This is a genomic window from Williamsia sp. Y853, from assembly GCF_056786495.1.
Genome location: NZ_JBXCJC010000002.1, coordinates 393636 through 413443 on the forward strand (window position 1 = coordinate 393636; position 19808 = coordinate 413443).

The following is a 19808-nucleotide window of genomic DNA, read 5'->3' on the forward strand; positions in this document are numbered from 1 at the left end:
CAGTCGCGCCGCAGTGACCCGCGAGGTGGCGCGGCGCCGCACTTTCGCGATCATCTCCCACCCCGACGCCGGTAAGTCGACGATGACCGAGGCGTTGGCGCTGCATGCCCGGATGATCAGCGAGGCCGGTGCCATACATGGCAAGGCCGGCCGCCGTTCCACCGTCTCCGACTGGATGGAGATGGAAAAGCAGCGTGGCATCTCGGTCAGTTCGACGGCACTGCAGTTCAACTATCGCCTCGAAGGTGCCGACGTCGACGAGGTCAACGTCATCAACCTGGTCGACACCCCCGGTCACGCCGACTTCTCCGAGGACACCTACCGCGTACTGACCGCCGTCGACGCCGCGGTCATGTTGATCGACGCCGCCAAGGGCCTCGAGCCGCAGACCCTCAAACTGTTCCAGGTCTGTCGCCACCGTGGCATCCCCATCATCACGATCATCAACAAGTGGGACCGCCCGGGCCAGACGCCACTCGAACTCATCGACGAGATCACCGAGCGCATCGGCCTGACTCCCACACCCCTGTATTTCCCGGTGGGTATCGCCGGAGATTTCCGCGGCCTGCTCGATCGGCGCACCGGCGAGTACATCCATTTCACCCGGACCGCCGGCGGCGCCACCATCGCCCCCGAGGAGCTTCTGGATGCCGACGCCGCGCTGGCCAAAGAGGGCGACGAATGGACCACCGCCGTCGAGGAGAGCGAACTGCTCACCGCGATGGGTCAGGACCATGACCAGGAACTGTTCCTGGCCGGACAGACCTCACCGATGATCTTTGCCTCCGCGATGCTCAACTTCGGTGTGCGACAGCTACTTCAGACCCTGGTCGAGCTCGCTCCCCCACCCGAGGGCCGGGCCGCGATCGACGGCACCGTCCGCGAGGTCACCGATCCGTTCAGTTCCGTCGTCTTCAAGGTGCAGGCCGGCATGGACTCGTCGCACCGAGATCGCCTGGCCTACATGCGAATTGTGTCCGGCGTGTTCGAACGCGGGATGGTTGTCACCCACGCGCAGACCGGCAAACCCTTTGCCACCAAGTACGCCCAGGCCGTGTTCGGCCGCGACCGCTCGACGGTCGACACCGCATACCCGGGTGATGTGGTCGGATTGGTCAACGCGATGGCGCTGGCACCCGGCGACACGCTGTACACCGACGTCAAGGTGCAGTTCCCGCCGATCCCGTCGTTCGCTCCCGAACACTTCTCGGTGTGCCGGGCCGAGTCGGCGGGCAAGTACAAGCAGTTCCGCAAGGCGATCGACCAGCTCGACTCCGAAGGTGTGGTCCAGGTGCTGCGCAACGAGATTCGTGGCGACGCGGCTCCGGTACTCGCCGCCGTCGGCCCCATGCAGTTCGAGGTCGTCGCTGCCCGGATGAAGACTGAGTTCGGTATCGAGGCACGCTTCGAGCCACTGCCGTACACGCTGGCCCGCCGCACCGACGAGACCAGCGTCGACGAACTGAACCGCCAGCGCGGACTCGAGGTGTTCACCCGTAGCGATGGTGCCCTGCTCGCTCTGGTCAGCGACAAGTGGCGTTTGCAGTACATCGAGAAAGAGCACGCCAACCTCACCCTGGAACCGTTGGTGGCGGCGGCAGACTGATGCGACGGTCGGCTTCCGTCCTGGCCGCCTGCGTCGTCACCGCCGCGACGATCCTGGCCGGCTGCAGCGACGGGTCCAAACCCTCCGACGCCACCGCGACGTCGTCGTCGACCACCTCGGTGATCGCGTCGTCACCTGCCAACGCCGAAGTGGCGCCTGCCCGATGTCAGGAGACGTCTCCAAGCGGGGCTGTCGATCACACGCTGGAGGGCTTTGCCTTCGATTCGGGCTCGGCCACGGTGTCACTGACGGTGCCGGGGCACAGCGCCCGCTGCTACGGCTTCCCGCGGTGGGGCAACGCTGATCCGGCTGTCCCCATCGACAGTCTGCTGTTCCTTTTCAAGGGCCCGGGTTCGGACGGCGTGACCATCGACATGCTCGTCGGCAACCTCACCCAGCGCACCAAGGTCGTCGCCAAGGTGGCGGTGGCGATCGACGGAACCACCTACCAGAGCGACAACTGTTCGATGGACCTCACCGCGCTGTCGAGTGCCGGTATCGCAGGCTCGTTCTCCTGCCCCACCGTCACCGCGGTGTTCGGCAATCCCCTTGCCCCACTCGATGACCCAGAACCCGAACCGTCTACGTCGGCACCCCTGCCCACCGCCGCGGTCTCGGGATGGTTCTCCGTCGAACCATAGAGTCACCGAACCCGGAAAGGCGTTACGACTCAGGCTCTGACGTCGAACGCGGTGGATGTACCCGTGAAGCCATGGGTCTTTCCGGCGCCGGTGCGATGATCGCCGTAGTACCGGATCCGGTACCGCCCCGACGTTCCCGCATCGGTGTTCCACAAGATGGTGATCACCGAGGCATCCAGACTTCCCGGTGGCCGCGACCAACGTAGTTCCGTCGACCACGCGTTGTCGTCGAGTGTTCGTTGCCACTGACCCTCGCCCCACTCTTCCACCGCCAGATAGGTGTCGGTCCGGCGCAGGTTGTTGTTCGGATGCGCTCCGACAAACTCGACCGAGACCGTCTCACCCGCGCGGTATCCCGACTTCGGCGCTTTGAGCACGTCCCCGTATCTGTGGCCGGCCACGGGTGCATCCGGTGGAGGCGGCGGGACCAGGTCCGGCTGGAATCCCGACTTGTTCAGCGGCGCCGGTCCACTCGGCGGTCGCGTACCGGCGGCCAGCGCACCGGCCAGCTTGTTGAAACTCTGCATATATGCCGACAACGTCCACCGGCCGAACTGTGTTTCACCACCTTCATACTGTTGCGCCACATACTCTTCGGGTGTTGTCACGTATTGGCTGTAACCGTTGGCATAACCCTGCAGCAGAACATTCTCGATCGAGACCCGCAGCGCACCGGCAACGATCTGCCGGACCCGCAGCCCCGAGACGATCGTGAACTCCGCGGGCGCCGCGGCCAGCACCAGATCACCGATTCGCATGATCTGGATCGGCATCACCTGCGGGATCCACGGCGAGGGCGGGAGCAACCCAAGGGGTGCAACGATCAGCTTGGGCGCCTGTACATCTCGAATCCACGGCGAGATCGGGGCGTCGAGGCCACCGACTGCCGCGACCAACGGATTGACCTGCCCCTCATAGAAGAACGGCAACGGTTGTTCGTAGTTGTCCTCGGTGCTCGTGGCCACCGCACCGGCACCCATCATCGCCGGCGAGGTACGGGCGGACTTGCCGTCCGGTGTGTACGAACCGTCGATGGCGACATCGGAGAAGTCGACGTACTGGATCACCGAATCGACACCCGTCCTGGTCATTCCGGATGCGGCCGCAGACGCCTGCCGTCCGGCTTGATACTGGCGTTCGCCGATGATCGCGCAGTTGGCCCGATTGTCCTTGGTCGGACCCGACGGCGAAAACGGCACCAGATTCAGGTTGGGTGTCATGTCGCCGGCGTTGGTCTGGGGAAATGCTGCCACCACACCCGGATCAGCCAACTCCCATCGATGGCTGGCGTACCCCTTGTTGTCGACGGTGATCAACTTGTTGTGATCGGCCATCGACGTGCCATGGGTGGAGAACCACGTGATGACGCCGATGTCGTTGCCGCCCTGGGTGAGTCGGAGCACGGTGACTGCCGGGTCGATGGCACCGGGGAACAGCCGCTTGTCGGGGTCGGGGTTGAGGTCGAAAGCGGACCGGGAGCGCTGTGCGCTCGCGTTGTGGAGTTCGGTGCGACCCAGGCTGATCGTCCCCGGCGCCAACGAATCATGGGCTCGGCAGATCGAATCGTAGATACCGTCGACCTCGGCCTGGTACGAGTTCTTCTTGAATCCGAAAGCCGCGAGGGAGTAGGCATAGTCCCACGCCGTGCCGCCACACGAGTTGTGATTGTGGGTGGCATTGAGGTTGACGTTCGACGCGGTGTAGAGCGAACCGAACCGCGACTTCAGCTTCGCCAGTACACCGAAGTGGATCGATTCGAACAGGCACGCCGAATCCGCGGTGACAAAAACGACCCGGTTACCCGTCGCGTTGTCGACGATGATGTAAGCCCGTGCCCAGTACCGCATGTGCAGGCCTTCGGCGACCTGCGCCGGTTGCGAATACCCCATCATCCCTTGCCCGGCCACGGCACCGGTCATGTCGGCGCGACCGGCACCCACCAGATATCCTCCTGCCGGATCGGCTCCGGCCACACCCCCACCGATCGCGCCGAACGTACCGCTCGCCCCCGCGACAACTGTGCCCGCGGCCATCGTGCCGAGCATCTGACGCCTCGACAGTTGTGGTCCAACACCGTTCATACATCCGCCCCTATTCGCTGTTGATCACCATTCCGAGCACCGACTCCAGATACGGGTTCACAAAGACTCCACCTGGGTCGAGTTCTTGTCGCACCGCCTGGAATTCATCAAATCTCGGATATACCGAACGGAGATATGCACTGCTCTGCGTGTGCATCTTTCCCCAATGCGGCCGACCGTCATGGGCGACCATGATCTGTTCGACGTCGTCGAAGTATTCGTCCTGCGGGTCACCGTGATAGCGGTGTACGGCGATGTAGCCGCTCTTGCGCCCGGATGCGCCGGACAGCATCAGATCGTCCGCGGCTGCCGCTCGGACCTCGACCGGGAAGCTGACCCGATAGCGGCGGGCGTCGATCAGCCGGCGAATCTCGCACAGTGCCTGCGGAACCCGTTCGAGCGGTATCGCGTATTCCATCTCCCGGAACCGGACGGTACGCGCTGAGACGAACACCTTTGTCGAGGTGTCGGTGTACGTGCGCGACGACAGGACGTTGCCTGCCAGTGAATTGAGTTTCGGCACCACCGCCGGGTACCTGGCGCCGAGCGCACACATGACCCGGAACAGTTGATTGCTGACCAGGTCGTCATCGATGTGGCGCCGCAGCTTTCCCGGACCTGATCGCGGGGTGTCGATCGGGACCCGGGTGTTGGCCTTGGTCAGGGCAAAGCCGGTATGCGGAAACCAGAAGAACTCATAGTGGTCATGTGTTTCGACGTTGCCGAGGAACGAGTCGATGACCTTGTCCACCGACTCGGGTCGTTCGGTCGCCCGCAATGCAAACGCCGGAACGCACTGCAGCGTGATCTCGGTGATCACACCCAGCGCGCCGAGGCCCAGTGCTGCCGCCTGGAGTAGTCGGGGCTCATCGGAGCCCAGCGTGCGTACTTCGCCGGTGCCGGTCACCAGCGTCAACCCGACGATCTGGGTGCTGATCCCGCCGAATCCCAGTCCGGTTCCGTGCGTTCCGGTGGAGGTGGCCCCAGAGAGCGTCTGGGCGTCGACATCTCCGAGATTGGGCATGGCCAACCCGTGCGGCGCAAGCAGAGCCGGGATCTGCGCCAGTGTTGTCCCGGCCCGCAGCGTCACCTGCATCGCGTCGGCGTCCACGGCGACCAGGCCACGCATTGCCGACATGTCCACCTGAATGCCCGGTGCCATCGCGACCGCGCTGAAGCTGTGACCCGACCCGACCGGTTTGACCGTCGACCCGCTCGCGCGGGCCTGCGCAATCACCGCGACGATCTCCTCAGGACTGCAGGGCCGGACGACCCGTTCGGGAATCACCGATTCCGTACCGCCCCAATTGCGCCAGACCCGGGGGCCGCTCACAGAAACGCTTTCCCTTCGCCGCGATAACTCGGCAGTTCGCCGATCACCGCACCGTGGTCGACCACCAGAATGGTGTTCACGTGGTCACAGAGTTCACCGGATTTCGCGTGCCGCAACCACACCCGATCCCCTACTGACAACGCCTGCGCAGATTTGCCGCGTAGTGGCGTCTGAACCTCGCCTGCTGCCTCGTGGCTGAGGTAGCTCAGTCCCGGTGGCCATGTCGGCAGCGGAAGCCGATCGCCACCCGGCGGTCCCGACGCGATCCATCCGCCGCCGAGGCAGGTCACCACGCTGCGGGCCGGTATCCGGACCACTGCCAGACCGAACGCCATTGCCGGTGCCGGTTTGAAGTGCGAATAGTTGTCGAAGAGGTGCCCACCGAAGAAGCCGCTACCGGCGGCGATATCCGTCACCGAGGGATCGGCAGCGGTGGCTTCGATCGAGCCTGTGCCCCCGGCGTTCACGAACTCGAGATCGGCGATCTGACGGACCGCAGCGACCACCTCGCATCGGCGGCCGATGAGCTCTTCCATCGAACGACGCTGAATACCGCTGATGACGTTGTTGCGCAGTCGCCTTCCGTCGATCTCGTTGCCTACCCCGGCGACCTGCGCCTCATAGGACATCAACCCGACCAGTGTCATCCCGGCGCGGTTGACGATCTCGGTGGCCAGGCCGACCGCATCGGCGACGGTTCGGACCGGGGATCTGCGCACGCCGATGTGACCGAGCAGCGGCGCTCTGTACGAGGCGTCGAGGTCGACGGCAATCCGAAGTGGCCCAGCAGTTCCGGGCACGCCCGACAGAGTTCGCGCCGATTCGATGAGGTCGAGCTGCGCGACCGAATCGACCAACAATGTGACCCGCTGCGCGGCAACCGGATCGGCTGCCAGGCGCGAGATCGCACGCCGGCTGCTACTGGGATATCCGACGAGAACATCACCGACATCACCGGCCGTTGCCAGCCAATGAGCTTCTGCCACATCGTAGGCCAGCACACCGGCAAATCCGTCCACTGCCAGGACCTGCTCGATGACCGACCTGATCCGCAACGATTTGGAGGCCACCCGGATCGGCACACCCCCGGCCCGGGACCGCAGATCGGCCAGGTTGTGCCGCAGTGCCGTCAGCTCCAGCACCGCAACCGGGCCATCCGGGTCGCCGTAGTCCCGAACCGCCGCATCGATTGCACCCCAATATGATTCAGGGTCGGCCGCCCAGGGCCAATCGGGTCGCATCGTCGACGCGACCAGATCCAGATCCGGCACACCCAGGTCGATACTCATGACGCAGGCGAATCTGCCAGGTGCCCAAGGAGTGAGGCCACAGTGGCATCGATGATGCGCTCGGCGACCTCACGGTCACCGGTGTTGAGATAGGCCAACGTCAAACCGTCGGTCGCCGCCACCACCAGCGGTGCCAGATACTCCGGATCGGTGGTCCAGGTGGCACCCATCGCGGCAGCCGCCGCCTCCAGCGACACCTGAGCGATTTCGTAGTACCGGGTGTACAGGCGGGTGGCGAAGTGCTCGAGGCCTTCGGTGCGGCGCGCGTACTGGGCGAGCGTGATCATCGCCGCCTCCCGACCCGGGTCGGAGACGACACTCTCCAGATACGACATCAAACCGGCCTTGATCAGCGCGCCGATATCGTCCGGGAGCTTCCATTCACCCGTGTCGAGCGCCGCCGATGTTTCCGGTGGCGCCAGCGGTGCGGTGACCGATGCCAGTTCGTCGGAGGTACCCCTGGCGACCAGCTCGGCCAGCAGTTCGTCCCGGGATTCGAAGGCGTAGTGGAAACTGGCCAGCGACATGCCCGCCTCAGCACTGATCCGGCGGGTGGTCGCCGCCTCCACACCATGATCGGCGATGACCCGGAACGCGGCGCGCACCAGCAGGTCCCGCCGCACCTCCACAGACATCCGTGCCACGCAGTCCCCCGCCTGCCTCATGTGGGTCAAACGACCCACTGTTTCGTGCGAGGGTAGGCGAATACGACCGAGCCCGCTACTGCGGAACCACAAACGCTCCACTGCTCAGACGGTCAGCCGACCGCCGGTCGGTCTCAGTAAGCGGAGTTGACGTTGTCCATCGAGCCGTACTTATGCGCTGCGTAGTTGCAGGCGGCGACGATGTTGGAGACCGGATCCCAGATGTCGTACGAGGTGCCTTCGACGTGGTAGGCCGCGTAGGTCGGGTCGATCACCTGGAGCAGGCCCTTGGACGGGATACCGGCTGCGGCATTCGAGTCGTACAGGTTGATGGCGGCCGGATTACCGGTCGACTCCCGCATGATGTTGCGCATGATCCCGTCATAGCTCGCCGGGATGTTGTTCGCGGCCAGGATGTCGAGTGACTGACGAATCCAGCCGTCGAGGTTGTTTTCGTAGACCGGGGCAGGCGGCGGCGGAGCCACTACCGGCTCGGGCGCGACTTCCTCGACGGCGGGCGCAGGTGCGGGTTCGGTTTCCACCGGCGCCGCGGGAGCCGGAGCTTCAGTCTCGGTCGACGGCTCGACTACAGCCGAGTGGGTGGCAGACTTCGTGACCGCGGCCGTATCGGCGTTGGCAGGCTCCTCCGTGATGAATGCCCCCGCAGTGAGCGTGGCGGCAATCGCCAGTGTGGCGGCGCCCCCGACGTAACGGGCGTGCGTATGCGATGCGCTGCTCCGGGCGTCCTGGAGCAAGTTCGAGAAAACGGACATGTAACTGATTCCTAGATGTGATTCGGCCGACTGACGGCAGGCAGCAGACAACCTCGCCGGGCGCAGTGGTACTCCCGGCGATGTGGGGTCATCGCTGTCGATGGATTTGTGAAACTAGGGACGCTGCCGCCCCGGCGCATGCCACAACCGACCCGTTTGGCTCAGGGTCAAGGCGAGAATCGCTTCGGCGGCCCGGGTGGCGGTATCAGCCCCCGATAACCGCAGCGAGACCGCAGATTGTGCATACGGAAAGAATCTGCATGACTACCAACCTTCTCGTGCTGCAGACGTTGCATCTGCGTTACTGGTTGATAACAGATTGATATACAAACCCGAGAATGTCCACCACAAACTCGCCTCGTGAGGCGCGCAAAGTACCTTTTGTTGGCGTCCAACTATTCAAAAATGCGGTGTGCGCTGCGAATTTGCCGCTCTACCCTACCGTGATCGGTTTCACAAGGTTCGTTGACGAAAACCCGCCCGAAGACGCCAAACCGTTACGAACCGGCTCGTTCGATTACACCGTCGGCTCGAAGCCGGGCACCGTCGAGAGCACCTTTTCGGACGATGCTTGCCGCGGCGAGCGCTGGTGCAGGACACGATGAGAGTGGCGCCGATGGACCGTGGACCGAGGTCCACACCACTCAAGATCGCGTTGAGGAATGACAAAACTCACTATTCTGCGTGCACATTCCGCCCGGTCAGAATTTATCGCGCGTGGTCGGCGCCCCTCACCCGATGATGCGGGTGATGAGCTCCAGATCCACGTCGGCCAATGCGGCAGGACTGAACGTGGGATTGCGGTCCTTGTCCACCAATACCGCCCGAACGCCCTCGGCGAAGTCGGGGGTCCGCGTGATCTGCTCGGCCGCATGCAACTCGCGCTCGAAGCACTCGTCGAGCGTCGAACGCGCACCGAGTTCGATCAGTGCAGCGGTCACCACCAGGCTCGTCGGCGATGCCGCATCGAGCGCAGCGACCGTCTCGGCCGCCCAATCGTCACCGACCGCGCCCCGCAGCCCGCCGACGATGGCCGCCACCGGATCGTCACTGAAGTATTCGGCAATCTTCGCCAACGGCAGGTCCGTCGACGAAACCTTCTCGGTCCGTCCCGACAACGCCTGTGCGAGCGGCATTCCCGACCGGATGTCATCGGCGAGCCCGCCGAACTTGGCGCTGGGTACGTAGTGGGTCGCGAGACCGACAGCCACCGCATCCGCGCCACGCACGCGGGCGCCGGTCAACCCCATCCACAGGCCGACACCTGACGGCAACCGCGGAAGAAAATATGTCGAGCCGACATCCGGCATGAATCCGATTGCCGTTTCCGGCATCGCGATCATCGCCTTTTCGCTGACCACCCGGACCTCGCCGTGCACGCTGATGCCCAGACCACCGCCGAACGCGGGTCCGTCGATCAGTGCCACGTACGGCTTCGGAAAGTCCGCAACCAGCTGATCGAGTTCGTACTCCGCACTGAAATACCGTGTCACGGTGGCGAAGTCGCCGGCCAGCACCGCATCACGGATGGCCTTGATGTCGCCGCCCGCACAGAACGCGCGATCACTCGACGAGGTGACCAGCACCGTCTCGACCTCGGGATCGTCAGCCCAGCCCGAAAGGACCACGAACATGTCGTCGACCATCGTCTGGTCGAGCGCGTTGAGGGCCTGCCGGCGATCCAAGACGATCTCACCGACACCGTTGCCGACCTGTGTACGGATGAACGACACCGATATCCTCCTCGTCAGCCGATTGCTTCGGCGAGTTCCATCCACGACTCTTCAGCCGCTTCACGTTGCGCCACCACGGATTTCAGTTCAGTTCCCAGTGCGATGAGCTGATCCGGTGTGGTGGCCGCGTCGGCGAGCTTGTTGTGCAACTCGGTCTCCTGTTTGACCAGACGCTGCACCTGCCTTTCGACCTTCTTCAGTGCCTTTTCCATGTCACGTTCGGCACCAGAGCCTTTGGCGGGTGCGCCGCCTGCCGCGCCGGCAGCCTTCGCCGATCCCGACGACTGGACGGCCGACGCCGCAGCCGGTCCGTTGGCCAGCTTCGTCAGATACTGCTCGATGCCACCGGGCAGGTTGGTGAGTTTGCCGTCCCCGAACAGCGCCCAGGTGCTCTCACAGATCCGCTCGATCAGGAACCTGTCGTGACTGATCACCACCAGGGTGCCCGCCCAGTTGTCGAGAAGATCCTCGAGTTGTTGCAGCGTGTCGATGTCGAGGTCGTTGGTCGGCTCGTCGAGCAACAGCACGTTCGGTTGCGCCATCAGCACCCGCGTCAGCTGCAATCGGCGACGCTCACCACCGGAGAGATCACCGACGGGTGTGCGCTGCCGGGCCGGGCTGAATCCCAGACGCTCGGCCAACTGTCCGGCCGATACGTCCTTACCACCCAATTCGATATGTCCGGCAATGTCTTCGACGGCCTCGATCACCCGCATGTCGACCGGCAGGTCGTCGAGTTCCTGACGCAGCCAGCCGATCGAGACCGTCTTCCCTTCGATGCGACGGCCCGCGGCAGGCGGCAATTCACCGGCCAGGGTACGCAGCAACGTCGACTTACCCGAGCCGTTGACACCCACGAGACCGATGCGCTCGCCCGGAGCCAGGCGCCAGGTCAGATCGTCGATCAGCACGCGGCCGTCAGGGGTGGTGAGCTTGGCGTCCTCGAGTTCGATGACCACCTTGCCCAGGCGTCGTTTGGCAAAACTGGCCAGTGCCACCGAGTCTCGTGGCGGCGGCACGTCGGCGATCAGCTTTTCCGCAGCCTGGATTCGATACTTCGGCTTGGATGTGCGGGCCGGCGGGCCACGGCGCAGCCAGGCAAGTTCTTTGCGCGCCAGGTTCTGTCGGCGCTCCTCGGCGACATCGGAGAGCCGCGTGCGTTCCGCGCGTGCGTAGACCCAGTCGTTGTAGCCACCTTCGTAGCTCTCGACCTTGCCGTTCTGCACTTCCCAGGTGGTGGTCGCGACCGTGTCGAGGAACCAGCGGTCGTGTGTGACCACGACCAGCGCGCTGCGCCGGTTGACCAGGTGCTGGCCGAGCCAGGCGATGCCCTCGAGGTCGAGATGGTTGGTCGGCTCGTCGAGGATCAGCAGATCCAGGTCCTGCACCAGCGCGGCCGCCAATGCCACCCGACGTCGCTGCCCACCCGACAACGCGATCACCGGGGTGTCCAGGCCGAGCTCTCCGATACCGATGCCCGCGAGCACCGACCGGATCCTGGCGTCTCCCGCCCATTCGTGTTCGGCAACACCGAGCGGTCCGAGGACGATCTGACCGATGGTCTGCTCGGGTGGCAGATGACCGCGCTGGGTCACCACTGCCATCCGCAGCCCGGTGGCGCGGGCCACGCGGCCTTCATCAGGCGGTTCGATCCCGGCCAGGATCTCGAGCATCGTCGTCTTACCGCCGCCGTTGAGCCCGACCACTCCGATGCGGTCACCCTCTTGGACACCGAGACTGACCGATTCGAGAAGCGGCTTGATGCCGAACGACTTGCTGATCTTCTCGACGGAGATGAGGTTGTTGCCCTGACGCTTTCCCGGCGCGGTCACAGCGCTGCCTCGATCACGCGTGCGCCGCCCACCGGACCGGAAGCGGTCCGGACCGAGCGGCACACACCGGCGCCCGACAACTCGGCAGCGGTGGCCACCGCGGCGGCCTCGTCGGCGCACAAGAATGCGCACGTCGGCCCCGACCCGGAAATGATCCCGGACAGGGCTCCGGCGTCCACTCCGGCGCGCAGTGTTCGGCGCAGAGCCGGGCGCATGGACAGCGCTGCCGGTTGCATGTCGTTGTGTAGCAAAGTTGCAACTCTCTGTGGGTCACCCGATGCGAGCGCCTGCAGGAGCTCGTCGGGGGATTCGGTATAGGTGCCGGTGTCGTCCGACGACGCGTTCGTCTCGCGCAACCGGTCCAGTTCGCGGTACACCTGCGCGGTACTGAGGCCTTCTTTGGCAACGGCCAGCACCCAGTGGTACTCGCCGCGGGACAGGACTGTGTTGAGCTTCTCACCGCGACCGGTGCCGAGCGCGGTGCCACCGCGCAGCGAAAACGGTACGTCGCTTCCCAATTCGGCGGCGAGGGTGAGCATGGTGGCGCGGTCGATCTCGAGGCGCCACAGTCGGGACATCGCCAGCAAGGTACCGGCGGCATCGGCCGAACCGCCCGCCATACCGCCGGCAACCGGGATGCCTTTGTTGATGGTGATCGCCACCTCGGGTGGCCTGCCCGCCGCCCGCGACATCAACTCGGCTGCTCGCCACGCCAGGTTGGTGGAGTCGAGCGGGACCTCGCCTGCGCTGTCTCCGGTGACAACGATCGTGAGGTTGTCGGCCGGGGCCACCGAGACGGTGTCGGACAGGGACAGCGCCTGGAACACGGTCGTCAATTCGTGATAGCCGTCACGACGGGGCAGACCGACGCCAAGGTGCAGGTTCACCTTGGCGGGTACCCGAACCGTGACAGGACGTGGAACAACAGACAGCACGATCGCCAATTCTATGCGGACCGGCTAATCGAGCTGCGCGGCCAGCGCCACGTAGTCCTCGATGGCCAGGCGCTCACCCCGGAGTTTGGGATCGATGCCGGCGGCGGTGAGCAGTTCCTCGGCCGCCGGAGCCGAACCGGCCAGGCCGGACAGAGCTGCTCGTAACGTCTTGCGTCGCTGGGCAAAAGCCGCATCGATCACCGAGAAGACGCGGCGACGATGGGTTTCGTCGATCGGCCAGCGCGGCTGCTCGTACCGAGTGATCCGGACGAGCCCGGATTCGACCTTGGGTTCGGGCCAGAACACATGACGTCCCACCGAGCCTGCCTGGGAAACCTCGCCGAAGAACCGCGCCTTGACACTGGGAACCCCGTAGATGCGCCCGCCGGGTCCGGCAGCGAGCCGCTGGGCGACCTCGAGCTGCACCATCACCAACGCCGTGCGAATACTGGGGAACTCCGACATCAGGTGCAGCAACACCGGCACCGCGACGTTGTACGGCAGGTTTGCCACCAACGCGGTCGGCGCTGCAGGCAGATCGTCCGCAGTGACGCGCAACGCGTCCTTGGTGACCACGGTCAATGCATCGGCCTGATCGGGAGCACGCTCCGCGACGGTCGTTGGCAGCCGCCCGGCAAGTCTGGGATCGATCTCGACGGCGATCACCTCTTTGGCCACCGCGAGCAGTCCCAGGGTCAGTGAGCCGAGTCCGGGGCCGACCTCGACCACCACGTCGTCTTCGCCGATACCGGAGGCCGTGACGATGCGCCGCACCGTGTTGGCGTCGTGCACGAAGTTCTGGCCGAGGGTCTTGGTGGGACGGAGGTCGAGTTCGGCGGCGAGCTCTCGGATCTCCGCCGGACCGAGCAGTGCGGGCACGTTACTCAGCGCAGCGTCCGCCCATGAGTGCAGACGTGCTGCGGTCGATCAACGAAGTCCGAGTTTGGACGAGCAAGAAGGCCATGCGCCCCATCCTTGCGCGGCCTGGGTCTTGGTTGCAATTGCGATCTGTTCCTCGCGGGTCGCGAGATCGGCGCGAGGCGCGTATTCCTGGCCGCCCCAGCGGTTCCAGGTGTTCTCATCGAACTGCACGCCGCCGTAGAAACCGTTGCCGTTGTTGATGGCCCAGTTGCCTGTTGCCTCACACTGCGCCAGCTGGTCCCAGACCGAGCCCGGCGCCACATACGGCGCACCCGCCTTGGTACCGACCGACACGGTCGCCGGTTTCGGTTCGACCTTCACCAGGGAATCGAGTTTCTTCTTCTCGGTTTCCTTGCCGTTGACGGTTGTCACCTCATAGGTGACCTCGGCGGAACCTGGCTGCCCGGGGTTCTTGACCTCGGTGCGACCGGTGGTCAGTGCGGGGTCGTCGACCCTGTTCTCCGGTGGTGCGACCGGTTCGGTCAACGTCACGGTCTCGGTACGGATCCGGGTGACGGTGATGTCCATGTCGTTGGTCACCTTGGCGTCGGCGGCAGGCGTGACCTGATCGGTCGGCGCCAGCGGGTTACCTGTCTCATCGAGCAGTTCGGAGACCGTCTTCGCGGCGATCTGCGGCGTCGACGTGTTCGGACCGTCGGTGAGTTTGACCTTCTTCGGGAGCACCACGTTCACGGTGCCGCCGGAAACCGGCAGCGCTTCGGTGGTTGGACCCTCGATGTCGTTGGCCGCCGAGTCGAGATCGATCTGCGCCAGCGCCTCCTGAACGGTGGTCGCGGTGGTCTTGACCTCACGGGGTTCTCCGTCGACATTGACGGTCAGGGTCTTGAGCCGATGCAGCGTGATGGTCTCGCCATCGCCCACCCGATCGTCGGGTGATGGCGACACCAGGTCGCCGTCGGCCGGGTCGTAACCCTGTTCGTCGAGGATGGCGTCGACCGAGCTACGCATGGTGGCGACGCTGACCACCTCGCCATCGACGTCGATGGTGACGTTTTTGTGGGCGACGATCCCCATCACACCGCCGGCGACGAGTACTGCGAGCAGTAGCGCGATTGCGATGCGTGGGGCGCGAGAGGTCGATTCGTTAATACGAGCAAGCACAGACATGATCACAACAAGATAACGACATGGTGTGGTTTGTGCAAAGCTATCGCTAAATGCGCAGGTCCAAGCCGTATGCGCGAATCGCGTTTTGGGTAACAACTCGGGCGAGGCGCGCCGGGTCCTGTCCCCGTACCTCGGCCAGTGCCCGGGCGGTGTACGGCAGGACGTACGACTGGTTCGGCTGGCCGCGATACGGGTGCGGTGTCAGGAACGGCGCATCCGTCTCGATCAAGAGCTGATCGTCGGGCACCAGAGCGGCCGCGGCCTGCAAGGTGGTGGAGTTCTTGAAGCTCACCGTTCCGGCAAAACTGAGCAGATACCCGCGCTCGACACACTCCGCGGCGACGCGTTCGTCGCCGGAGAAGCAGTGCATGATCACCGTCTGCGGCGCACCTTCGCGTTCGAGGACGTCGAGGAGATCACGGTCGGCCTCCCGGTTGTGGATCATCAACGGTTTACCGACCCGCTTGGCGAGATCGATATGCCAGGCAAACGCCTCATGCTGCTGTGGCACGGTCGCGCAGTCGTCCGATTTGCCGGGCCAGTAGTAGTCCAGGCCGGTCTCCCCGACCGACACCACCCGCGGGTCGGTCAGCATCTCTTCGATTTCGGCCTTGGTGGCATCGTCGAGTTGATGCGCGTGCGTCGGGTGCAGCGCCACGGCGGCGTACGCCCGCGAGTCCCATCGCGCCGCGTCCACGGCCCAGCGCGCGTCGACGATGTCGTCGGCGACGGTCACCACCGCGAGGACGCCAACCGACTCGGCATGGTCGAGGATCTGCCGCACCGACTCGGGATCGCGCCCACCACAGGCGGCCAAGTGGGTGTGGGAGTCGATCAGCGGTGGCAACGGCTGCGGATCCGGTGGCGGAGTCCGCCGCCGCTCCTTCTTGAGCTCCTTGTTGCTCTTGTCCTGGCCGGTGCTCTTGTCCTGGCCCACGGGTCCCTGTGTCACCTGATCGGTCATGTCAGAGATCGACCTCGCCGACGATGACCGACACACTGCGGCCCCCGACCCAGATATCGGTGTCGTCGTCGTTGATCAGGACACGTCCGGACCGGCCAAGCGCGCTCCCCTGCGCCGCGACGTAAGTTGCGGGCGCGATCTCCAGCTCGCGCAGCCAGCACGCGAGACCGGCGTTGAGGCTGCCGGTCACCGGGTCTTCCGGCACGCCGCTCCCGGGGGCAAAGGCCCGAACCTCGTAATCAGGTCGATCATGCGGTCCCGTATCGCCGAGGTAGGGGCCGATGAGGCCGACGTCGTATGTCCCGAGCGCGGCAAAATCCGGCTCGACCTCGAGTACCTGCTGGGCCGACGTCAGCAACAGGCCGATCCAGCCCGGTCCGTTGTCGACCCAATTCGCAGCCACGACATCTGAGGGACGCAGGCCCAGAGCCTGCCGGATCGCATCGAGGTCGGCGGCGTCGACAGCACCGGAGCGGATCAGCGGCGGGGCCGCAAAAGCGAGGGCATCGCCGACGGGGCGAATCCTGACCAGCCCGACACCACACTCTTGAATGATCTTCTCGCCCTTGGGTTCACCACCGGCCTGCAGCCAGGCATGCGCCGAGCCGAGCGTCGGATGGCCGGCAAACGGCAATTCCCCGGCCGGCGTGAAGATCCGGAGAAGATAGTCCGCAACCGGATCCCGCGGGGTGCACACGAACGTCGTCTCGGACAGATTCGTCCAGCGCGCGAAGGCGCGCATCTGGTCGTCGGTGAGGTCGTCGGCGCCGAACACAACGGCAACGGGGTTACCGGTCAGCGGCCCGGACACGAACACATCGACTTGCTGGAACCGGCGCAGTGGCATGTGTGGATTGTGCCTGCCCGCCCCTGCGGTTGGCGAATGGAAATCGCTGAGCGTCGCCGGCCGGTGCACTACAGTGCGCGATGTGACCGAGACCAATCATCGGGTGGGTACCAAGCAGGTCGGCGACATCACGATCGCCTACGAAGACATGGGCAAACCCGACGACCCGGCCGTGCTGCTGATCATGGGCCTGAGCGCCCAGTTGACGTTCTGGCAGACCGAGTTCTGCATGAAGATCGCCGATCAGGGTTACCGCGTCATCCGCTTCGACAACCGCGACATCGGCCTCTCGACCCATCTCGACGGCGTCCGGGTCGGCGGTTCACTGCTCAAACGGCTCGCCAACTACGAACTCGGCAAACCCAGCGACGTTCCGTACACCCTGGTCGACATGGCCGCGGACGCGATCGGTCTCCTCGACGCCCTCGAGATCCGGCAGGCGCACGTCGTCGGCGGCTCGATGGGCGGCATGATCACGCAGATCGTGGCGGGCAAATACGCCGACCGCGTGTTGTCGGTGGGCATCATGTTCTCCAGCACCAACCAGGCGTTCCTGCCGCCGCCGGATCCCCGCAAACTCAAGGCGTTGCTGGCGGGGCCGGGCAAAGATGCCACCCGCGAGCAGTACATCGAGAACGCCGCGCAGGCCACCCGCACCATCGGCAGTGCGAAATATGCACTGCCGTGGGAGGAGTCCCTGCGCCGTGCGACCCTCGCCTATGACCGCGCCCACGACCCCGCAGGCATCGTGCGACAGTCCGCCGCGGTGATGGGCAGTGGCAGTCTGCTCCCCTATACCCGCGCGATTTCCGCACCGACCGTCGTCATCCACGGCACCGCGGATGGACTGATGCGCCCGTCGGGTGGCAAGGCGATCGCCAAGGCGGTCAAGGGGTCGAAGTTCGTGCTGCTCAAGGACATGGCCCACGACATCCCCGAACCCCTGTGGCCGCGGATCGTCTTGGAACTGACCCAGAATTTCGCTCGCGCCACCTAGTCTCGCGCTGCCTGGTCTCGCGCTGCCTGGTCAGGCCCGATCCGAGGCGCTCCAGCCCGACCATCGGGTCACGTCCACCGCGATGACCGGGCCGTCGAGTGGCACGCTCTGGTACTGCTCGTATTTGGCACGCAAGAGCGCATACGCCCGGTCCACCTCGGCGCCTTCGGTGTGGATCGAGGCGTGACCGTCGGCCCGTACCCACCACAGCTGCTCCCAGGTCTCGGAGTACTCGTCGACCAGGAGGCAGACCTGGGGATTGCGCTCGATGTTCGCCAGCCGCCGCAGCCGCTGAGTCGATTTCGGTTTGCCGTCGACCGCCATGTGGATCGTCTGGTCGTTGACCGCGAAGACGACCGGGACCAGGTGCGGACCACCGGCGGCCGAGACGGTCGCCAGCCGCGCCGACCGGGCGGCGGCAAATCGCTCGACATGCACTCGTGTGCCGGTGGGGTGACCCATACCGGGCAACTGTAGTGGCCGGATCCGCGCAGGCTCGGCCTGCCGATAAGCTGTCGACACCATGGCTTCTGCAACAAAACCGCCGTTCTACCTGACAACGGCCATCGCATACCCCAACGGGGCACCGCATATCGGGCACGCCTACGAGTACATCGCCGCCGACACGCTGGCACGATTCAAGCGGCTCGACGGCCACGAGGTGCTGTTTGTCACCGGCACCGACGAGCACGGCCAGAAGATGCAGCAGACCGCCGAGAACGAGGGCGTGCAGACCCGCGCGCTGGCCGATCGCAACTCGGCGGCGTTCCGTGAGCTCCAGGAGATGCTGGGCAGCAGCTTCGACCGGTTCATCCGCACCACCGACGCCGACCACCACGTGGCATCGCGCGCCATCTGGGAGCGGATGAACGCCAACGGCGACATCTACCTGGACAAGTTCTCCGGCTGGTACTCCGTCCGCGACGAAGCCTTCTACGGCGATTCCGAACTGACCGTGCTCGAGGACGGCAGCCGCATCGCCACCGAGTCGGGCACGCCGGTCGAGTGGACCGAAGAGGCCTCGTACTTCTTCCGGCTCTCGGCATACCAGGACAAGCTCCTCGCGCTCTACGACGAGCATCCCGAGTTCGTCGGACCCACCACGCGCCGCAACGAGGTGGTCAGCTTTGTCCGCGGCGGCCTCCGGGATCTGTCGATCTCGCGCACCACGTTCGACTGGGGTGTGAAGGTACCGGGCGACGACGACCACGTCATGTACGTGTGGGTCGACGCGCTGACGAACTACATCACCGCCGCGGGCTTCCCCGACACCGAGTCGGAGACCTGGAAGAAGTTCTGGCCCGCCGATCTGCACATCATCGGCAAAGACATCATCCGGTTCCACTGCGTGTACTGGCCCGCGTTCCTCATGAGCGCCGGGATCGAACTGCCGAAACGGGTGTTCGCACACGGCTTCCTGCTCAACAGCGGCGAGAAGATGAGCAAGTCGGTCGGCAACGTTGTCGACCCCGCCACGCTGATCGGCGAGTTCGGCCTCGATCCGATCCGGTTCTTCTGCCTGCGCGAGGTCCCGTTCGGTCAGGACGGCTCGTACAGCCACGACGCGATCATCGCGCGGGTCAATGCCGACCTGTCCAACGAACTCGGCAACCTCGCCCAGCGGACACTGTCGATGGTGGGCAAATACTTCGACGGTGTGCTCCCGGCCCCGGTGAACCTCACCGACGCCGACAATGCGTTGCTGGCCAAGGCCGATGGACTACTGGACCGCGTTCGCATCGAATTCGACCAGCAGGCAATCCATTCCGCGCTCGAGGCGATCTGGGAAGTTCTCGGCGACACCAACAAATACATCACGGTCGCGGAGCCGTGGAAGCTGGCGAAGACCGATCTCGAACGCACCGGCACCGTGCTCTACATCTGTGCCGAGGTGGTCCGGATCGCGGCATTGCTCACGCAGCCGGCGATGCCTGACTCGTCGTCGCGTCTGCTGGATCAACTTGAGGTCAAGCCTGATTCGCGCGAGTTCGATGCCATCGCACAGCGGCTCACCGCCGGGACCTCTCTTCCCAAGCCGACACCGATCTTCCCACGCTACGAAGCACCGAAGGGCTGACCTCGTG

The 19808-nt window shown here is 65.0% G+C and carries 18 protein-coding genes; 5 read left to right on the forward strand and 13 right to left on the reverse strand.

The genetic code is table 11. From position 1 onward, the window contains the following. The first annotated feature begins 13 nt into the window (after nucleotides 1-13). Nucleotides 14-1606, forward strand: coding sequence for a peptide chain release factor 3 (locus tag AC1TPF_RS13810; RefSeq protein ID WP_482138765.1), 1593 nt, complete (start codon nucleotides 14-16; stop codon nucleotides 1604-1606). Next, nucleotides 1606-2247, forward strand: a complete 642-nt coding sequence (locus tag AC1TPF_RS13815; protein WP_482144442.1) for a hypothetical protein — start codon at nucleotides 1606-1608, stop codon at nucleotides 2245-2247. Before AC1TPF_RS13810 ends, AC1TPF_RS13815 begins: the two co-directional genes overlap by 1 nt. A gap of 29 nt (nucleotides 2248-2276) precedes the next feature. On the opposite strand, the gene AC1TPF_RS13820 is transcribed toward AC1TPF_RS13815, so the two are convergent. The 5 genes from AC1TPF_RS13820 to AC1TPF_RS13840 all read right to left on the reverse strand — a co-directional run bounded on the left by AC1TPF_RS13820 (nucleotide 2277) and on the right by AC1TPF_RS13840 (nucleotide 8367). Next, nucleotides 2277-4328, reverse strand: coding sequence for a neutral/alkaline ceramidase (locus tag AC1TPF_RS13820; RefSeq protein ID WP_482144444.1), 2052 nt, complete (start codon nucleotides 4326-4328; stop codon nucleotides 2277-2279). A gap of 10 nt (nucleotides 4329-4338) precedes the next feature. Beyond that, nucleotides 4339-5661 (reverse strand): D-arabinono-1,4-lactone oxidase, encoded by a 1323-nt coding sequence (locus AC1TPF_RS13825; protein ID WP_482144445.1) that lies wholly within the window; start codon nucleotides 5659-5661, stop codon nucleotides 4339-4341. Continuing rightward, a complete protein-coding gene (locus AC1TPF_RS13830) occupies nucleotides 5658-6950 on the reverse strand; it encodes an alanine racemase (RefSeq protein ID WP_482144446.1) in 1293 nt (430 codons plus the stop codon). Before AC1TPF_RS13830 ends, AC1TPF_RS13825 begins: the two co-directional genes overlap by 4 nt. Then, on the reverse strand, nucleotides 6947-7585 hold the full coding sequence (locus tag AC1TPF_RS13835) for a TetR/AcrR family transcriptional regulator (protein ID WP_482138762.1): 639 nt from the start codon (nucleotides 7583-7585) through the stop codon (nucleotides 6947-6949). Before AC1TPF_RS13835 ends, AC1TPF_RS13830 begins: the two co-directional genes overlap by 4 nt. A gap of 143 nt (nucleotides 7586-7728) precedes the next feature. Continuing rightward, a complete protein-coding gene (locus tag AC1TPF_RS13840) occupies nucleotides 7729-8367 on the reverse strand; it encodes a transglycosylase SLT domain-containing protein (protein WP_482144447.1) in 639 nt (212 codons plus the stop codon). A gap of 338 nt (nucleotides 8368-8705) precedes the next feature. Between AC1TPF_RS13840 and AC1TPF_RS13845 the strand changes: the two genes are divergently transcribed. Then, nucleotides 8706-8972 carry a hypothetical protein gene (locus AC1TPF_RS13845; RefSeq protein WP_482144448.1) on the forward strand — a complete coding sequence of 89 codons (267 nt, stop codon included), beginning with the start codon at nucleotides 8706-8708 and terminating at the stop codon, nucleotides 8970-8972. 126 nt (nucleotides 8973-9098) lie between these two features. On the opposite strand, the gene AC1TPF_RS13850 is transcribed toward AC1TPF_RS13845, so the two are convergent. Genes AC1TPF_RS13850 through AC1TPF_RS13880 form a run of 7 tightly spaced genes read right to left on the reverse strand, consistent with a single transcriptional unit; the run spans nucleotide 9099 to nucleotide 16727 of the window. Beyond that, nucleotides 9099-10100 (reverse strand): enoyl-CoA hydratase/isomerase family protein, encoded by a 1002-nt coding sequence (locus AC1TPF_RS13850; RefSeq protein WP_482138125.1) that lies wholly within the window; start codon nucleotides 10098-10100, stop codon nucleotides 9099-9101. Between the two features lie 14 nt (nucleotides 10101-10114). After that, nucleotides 10115-11932: an ABC-F family ATP-binding cassette domain-containing protein gene (locus AC1TPF_RS13855; protein ID WP_482138123.1), complete on the reverse strand. Its 1818-nt coding sequence runs from the start codon at nucleotides 11930-11932 to the stop codon at nucleotides 10115-10117. Next, a complete protein-coding gene (locus AC1TPF_RS13860; RefSeq protein WP_482138121.1) occupies nucleotides 11929-12867 on the reverse strand; it encodes a 4-(cytidine 5'-diphospho)-2-C-methyl-D-erythritol kinase in 939 nt (312 codons plus the stop codon). Before AC1TPF_RS13860 ends, AC1TPF_RS13855 begins: the two co-directional genes overlap by 4 nt. A gap of 24 nt (nucleotides 12868-12891) precedes the next feature. Further along, nucleotides 12892-13746, reverse strand: coding sequence for a 16S rRNA (adenine(1518)-N(6)/adenine(1519)-N(6))-dimethyltransferase RsmA (gene rsmA, locus AC1TPF_RS13865; protein ID WP_482138119.1), 855 nt, complete (start codon nucleotides 13744-13746; stop codon nucleotides 12892-12894). A gap of 48 nt (nucleotides 13747-13794) precedes the next feature. Next, nucleotides 13795-14916 carry a transglycosylase family protein gene (locus AC1TPF_RS13870; protein ID WP_482138118.1) on the reverse strand — a complete coding sequence of 374 codons (1122 nt, stop codon included), beginning with the start codon at nucleotides 14914-14916 and terminating at the stop codon, nucleotides 13795-13797. Nucleotides 14917-14962: 46 nt separating this feature from the next. After that, nucleotides 14963-15880, reverse strand: a complete 918-nt coding sequence (locus AC1TPF_RS13875) for a TatD family hydrolase (protein WP_482144449.1) — start codon at nucleotides 15878-15880, stop codon at nucleotides 14963-14965. Nucleotide 15881: 1 nt separating this feature from the next. Then, complete coding sequence (locus tag AC1TPF_RS13880; protein ID WP_482144450.1) at nucleotides 15882-16727, reverse strand: PhzF family phenazine biosynthesis protein; 846 nt, start codon at nucleotides 16725-16727, stop codon at nucleotides 15882-15884. Between the two features lie 148 nt (nucleotides 16728-16875). Here AC1TPF_RS13880 and AC1TPF_RS13885 point away from each other — a divergent pair, with 148 nt between their 5' ends. After that, a complete protein-coding gene (locus AC1TPF_RS13885) occupies nucleotides 16876-17724 on the forward strand; it encodes an alpha/beta fold hydrolase (RefSeq protein WP_482138760.1) in 849 nt (282 codons plus the stop codon). Nucleotides 17725-17754: 30 nt separating this feature from the next. Here the strand turns inward: AC1TPF_RS13885 and AC1TPF_RS13890 are convergent, their stop codons facing one another. Beyond that, a complete protein-coding gene (locus AC1TPF_RS13890; RefSeq protein WP_482144451.1) occupies nucleotides 17755-18186 on the reverse strand; it encodes a TIGR03668 family PPOX class F420-dependent oxidoreductase in 432 nt (143 codons plus the stop codon). A 61-nt stretch (nucleotides 18187-18247) separates the two neighbouring features. Between AC1TPF_RS13890 and metG the strand changes: the two genes are divergently transcribed. Next, on the forward strand, nucleotides 18248-19801 hold the full coding sequence (metG, locus tag AC1TPF_RS13895) for a methionine--tRNA ligase (protein WP_482144452.1): 1554 nt from the start codon (nucleotides 18248-18250) through the stop codon (nucleotides 19799-19801). The last annotated feature ends 7 nt before the right edge of the window (nucleotides 19802-19808 follow it).

What these genes read in the sequence shown, in the direction of transcription:
- AC1TPF_RS13815 (WP_482144442.1), top strand. Translation starts at nt 1,606, where the DNA reads ATGCGACGGTCGGCTTCCGTCCTGGCCGCCTGCGTCGTCACCGCCGCG.
- AC1TPF_RS13820 (WP_482144444.1), bottom strand. Translation starts at nt 4,328, where the DNA reads ATGAACGGTGTTGGACCACAACTGTCGAGGCGTCAGATGCTCGGCACG.
- AC1TPF_RS13830 (WP_482144446.1), bottom strand. Translation starts at nt 6,950, where the DNA reads ATGAGTATCGACCTGGGTGTGCCGGATCTGGATCTGGTCGCGTCGACG.
- AC1TPF_RS13835 (WP_482138762.1), bottom strand. Translation starts at nt 7,585, where the DNA reads ATGTCTGTGGAGGTGCGGCGGGACCTGCTGGTGCGCGCCGCGTTCCGG.
- AC1TPF_RS13840 (WP_482144447.1), bottom strand. Translation starts at nt 8,367, where the DNA reads ATGTCCGTTTTCTCGAACTTGCTCCAGGACGCCCGGAGCAGCGCATCG.
- AC1TPF_RS13845 (WP_482144448.1), top strand. Translation starts at nt 8,706, where the DNA reads ATGTCCACCACAAACTCGCCTCGTGAGGCGCGCAAAGTACCTTTTGTT.
- AC1TPF_RS13870 (WP_482138118.1), bottom strand. Translation starts at nt 14,916, where the DNA reads ATGTCTGTGCTTGCTCGTATTAACGAATCGACCTCTCGCGCCCCACGC.
- AC1TPF_RS13875 (WP_482144449.1), bottom strand. Translation starts at nt 15,880, where the DNA reads ATGACCGATCAGGTGACACAGGGACCCGTGGGCCAGGACAAGAGCACC.
- AC1TPF_RS13880 (WP_482144450.1), bottom strand. Translation starts at nt 16,727, where the DNA reads ATGCCACTGCGCCGGTTCCAGCAAGTCGATGTGTTCGTGTCCGGGCCG.
- AC1TPF_RS13885 (WP_482138760.1), top strand. Translation starts at nt 16,876, where the DNA reads ATGGGCAAACCCGACGACCCGGCCGTGCTGCTGATCATGGGCCTGAGC.
- AC1TPF_RS13890 (WP_482144451.1), bottom strand. Translation starts at nt 18,186, where the DNA reads ATGGGTCACCCCACCGGCACACGAGTGCATGTCGAGCGATTTGCCGCC.
- metG (WP_482144452.1), top strand. Translation starts at nt 18,248, where the DNA reads ATGGCTTCTGCAACAAAACCGCCGTTCTACCTGACAACGGCCATCGCA.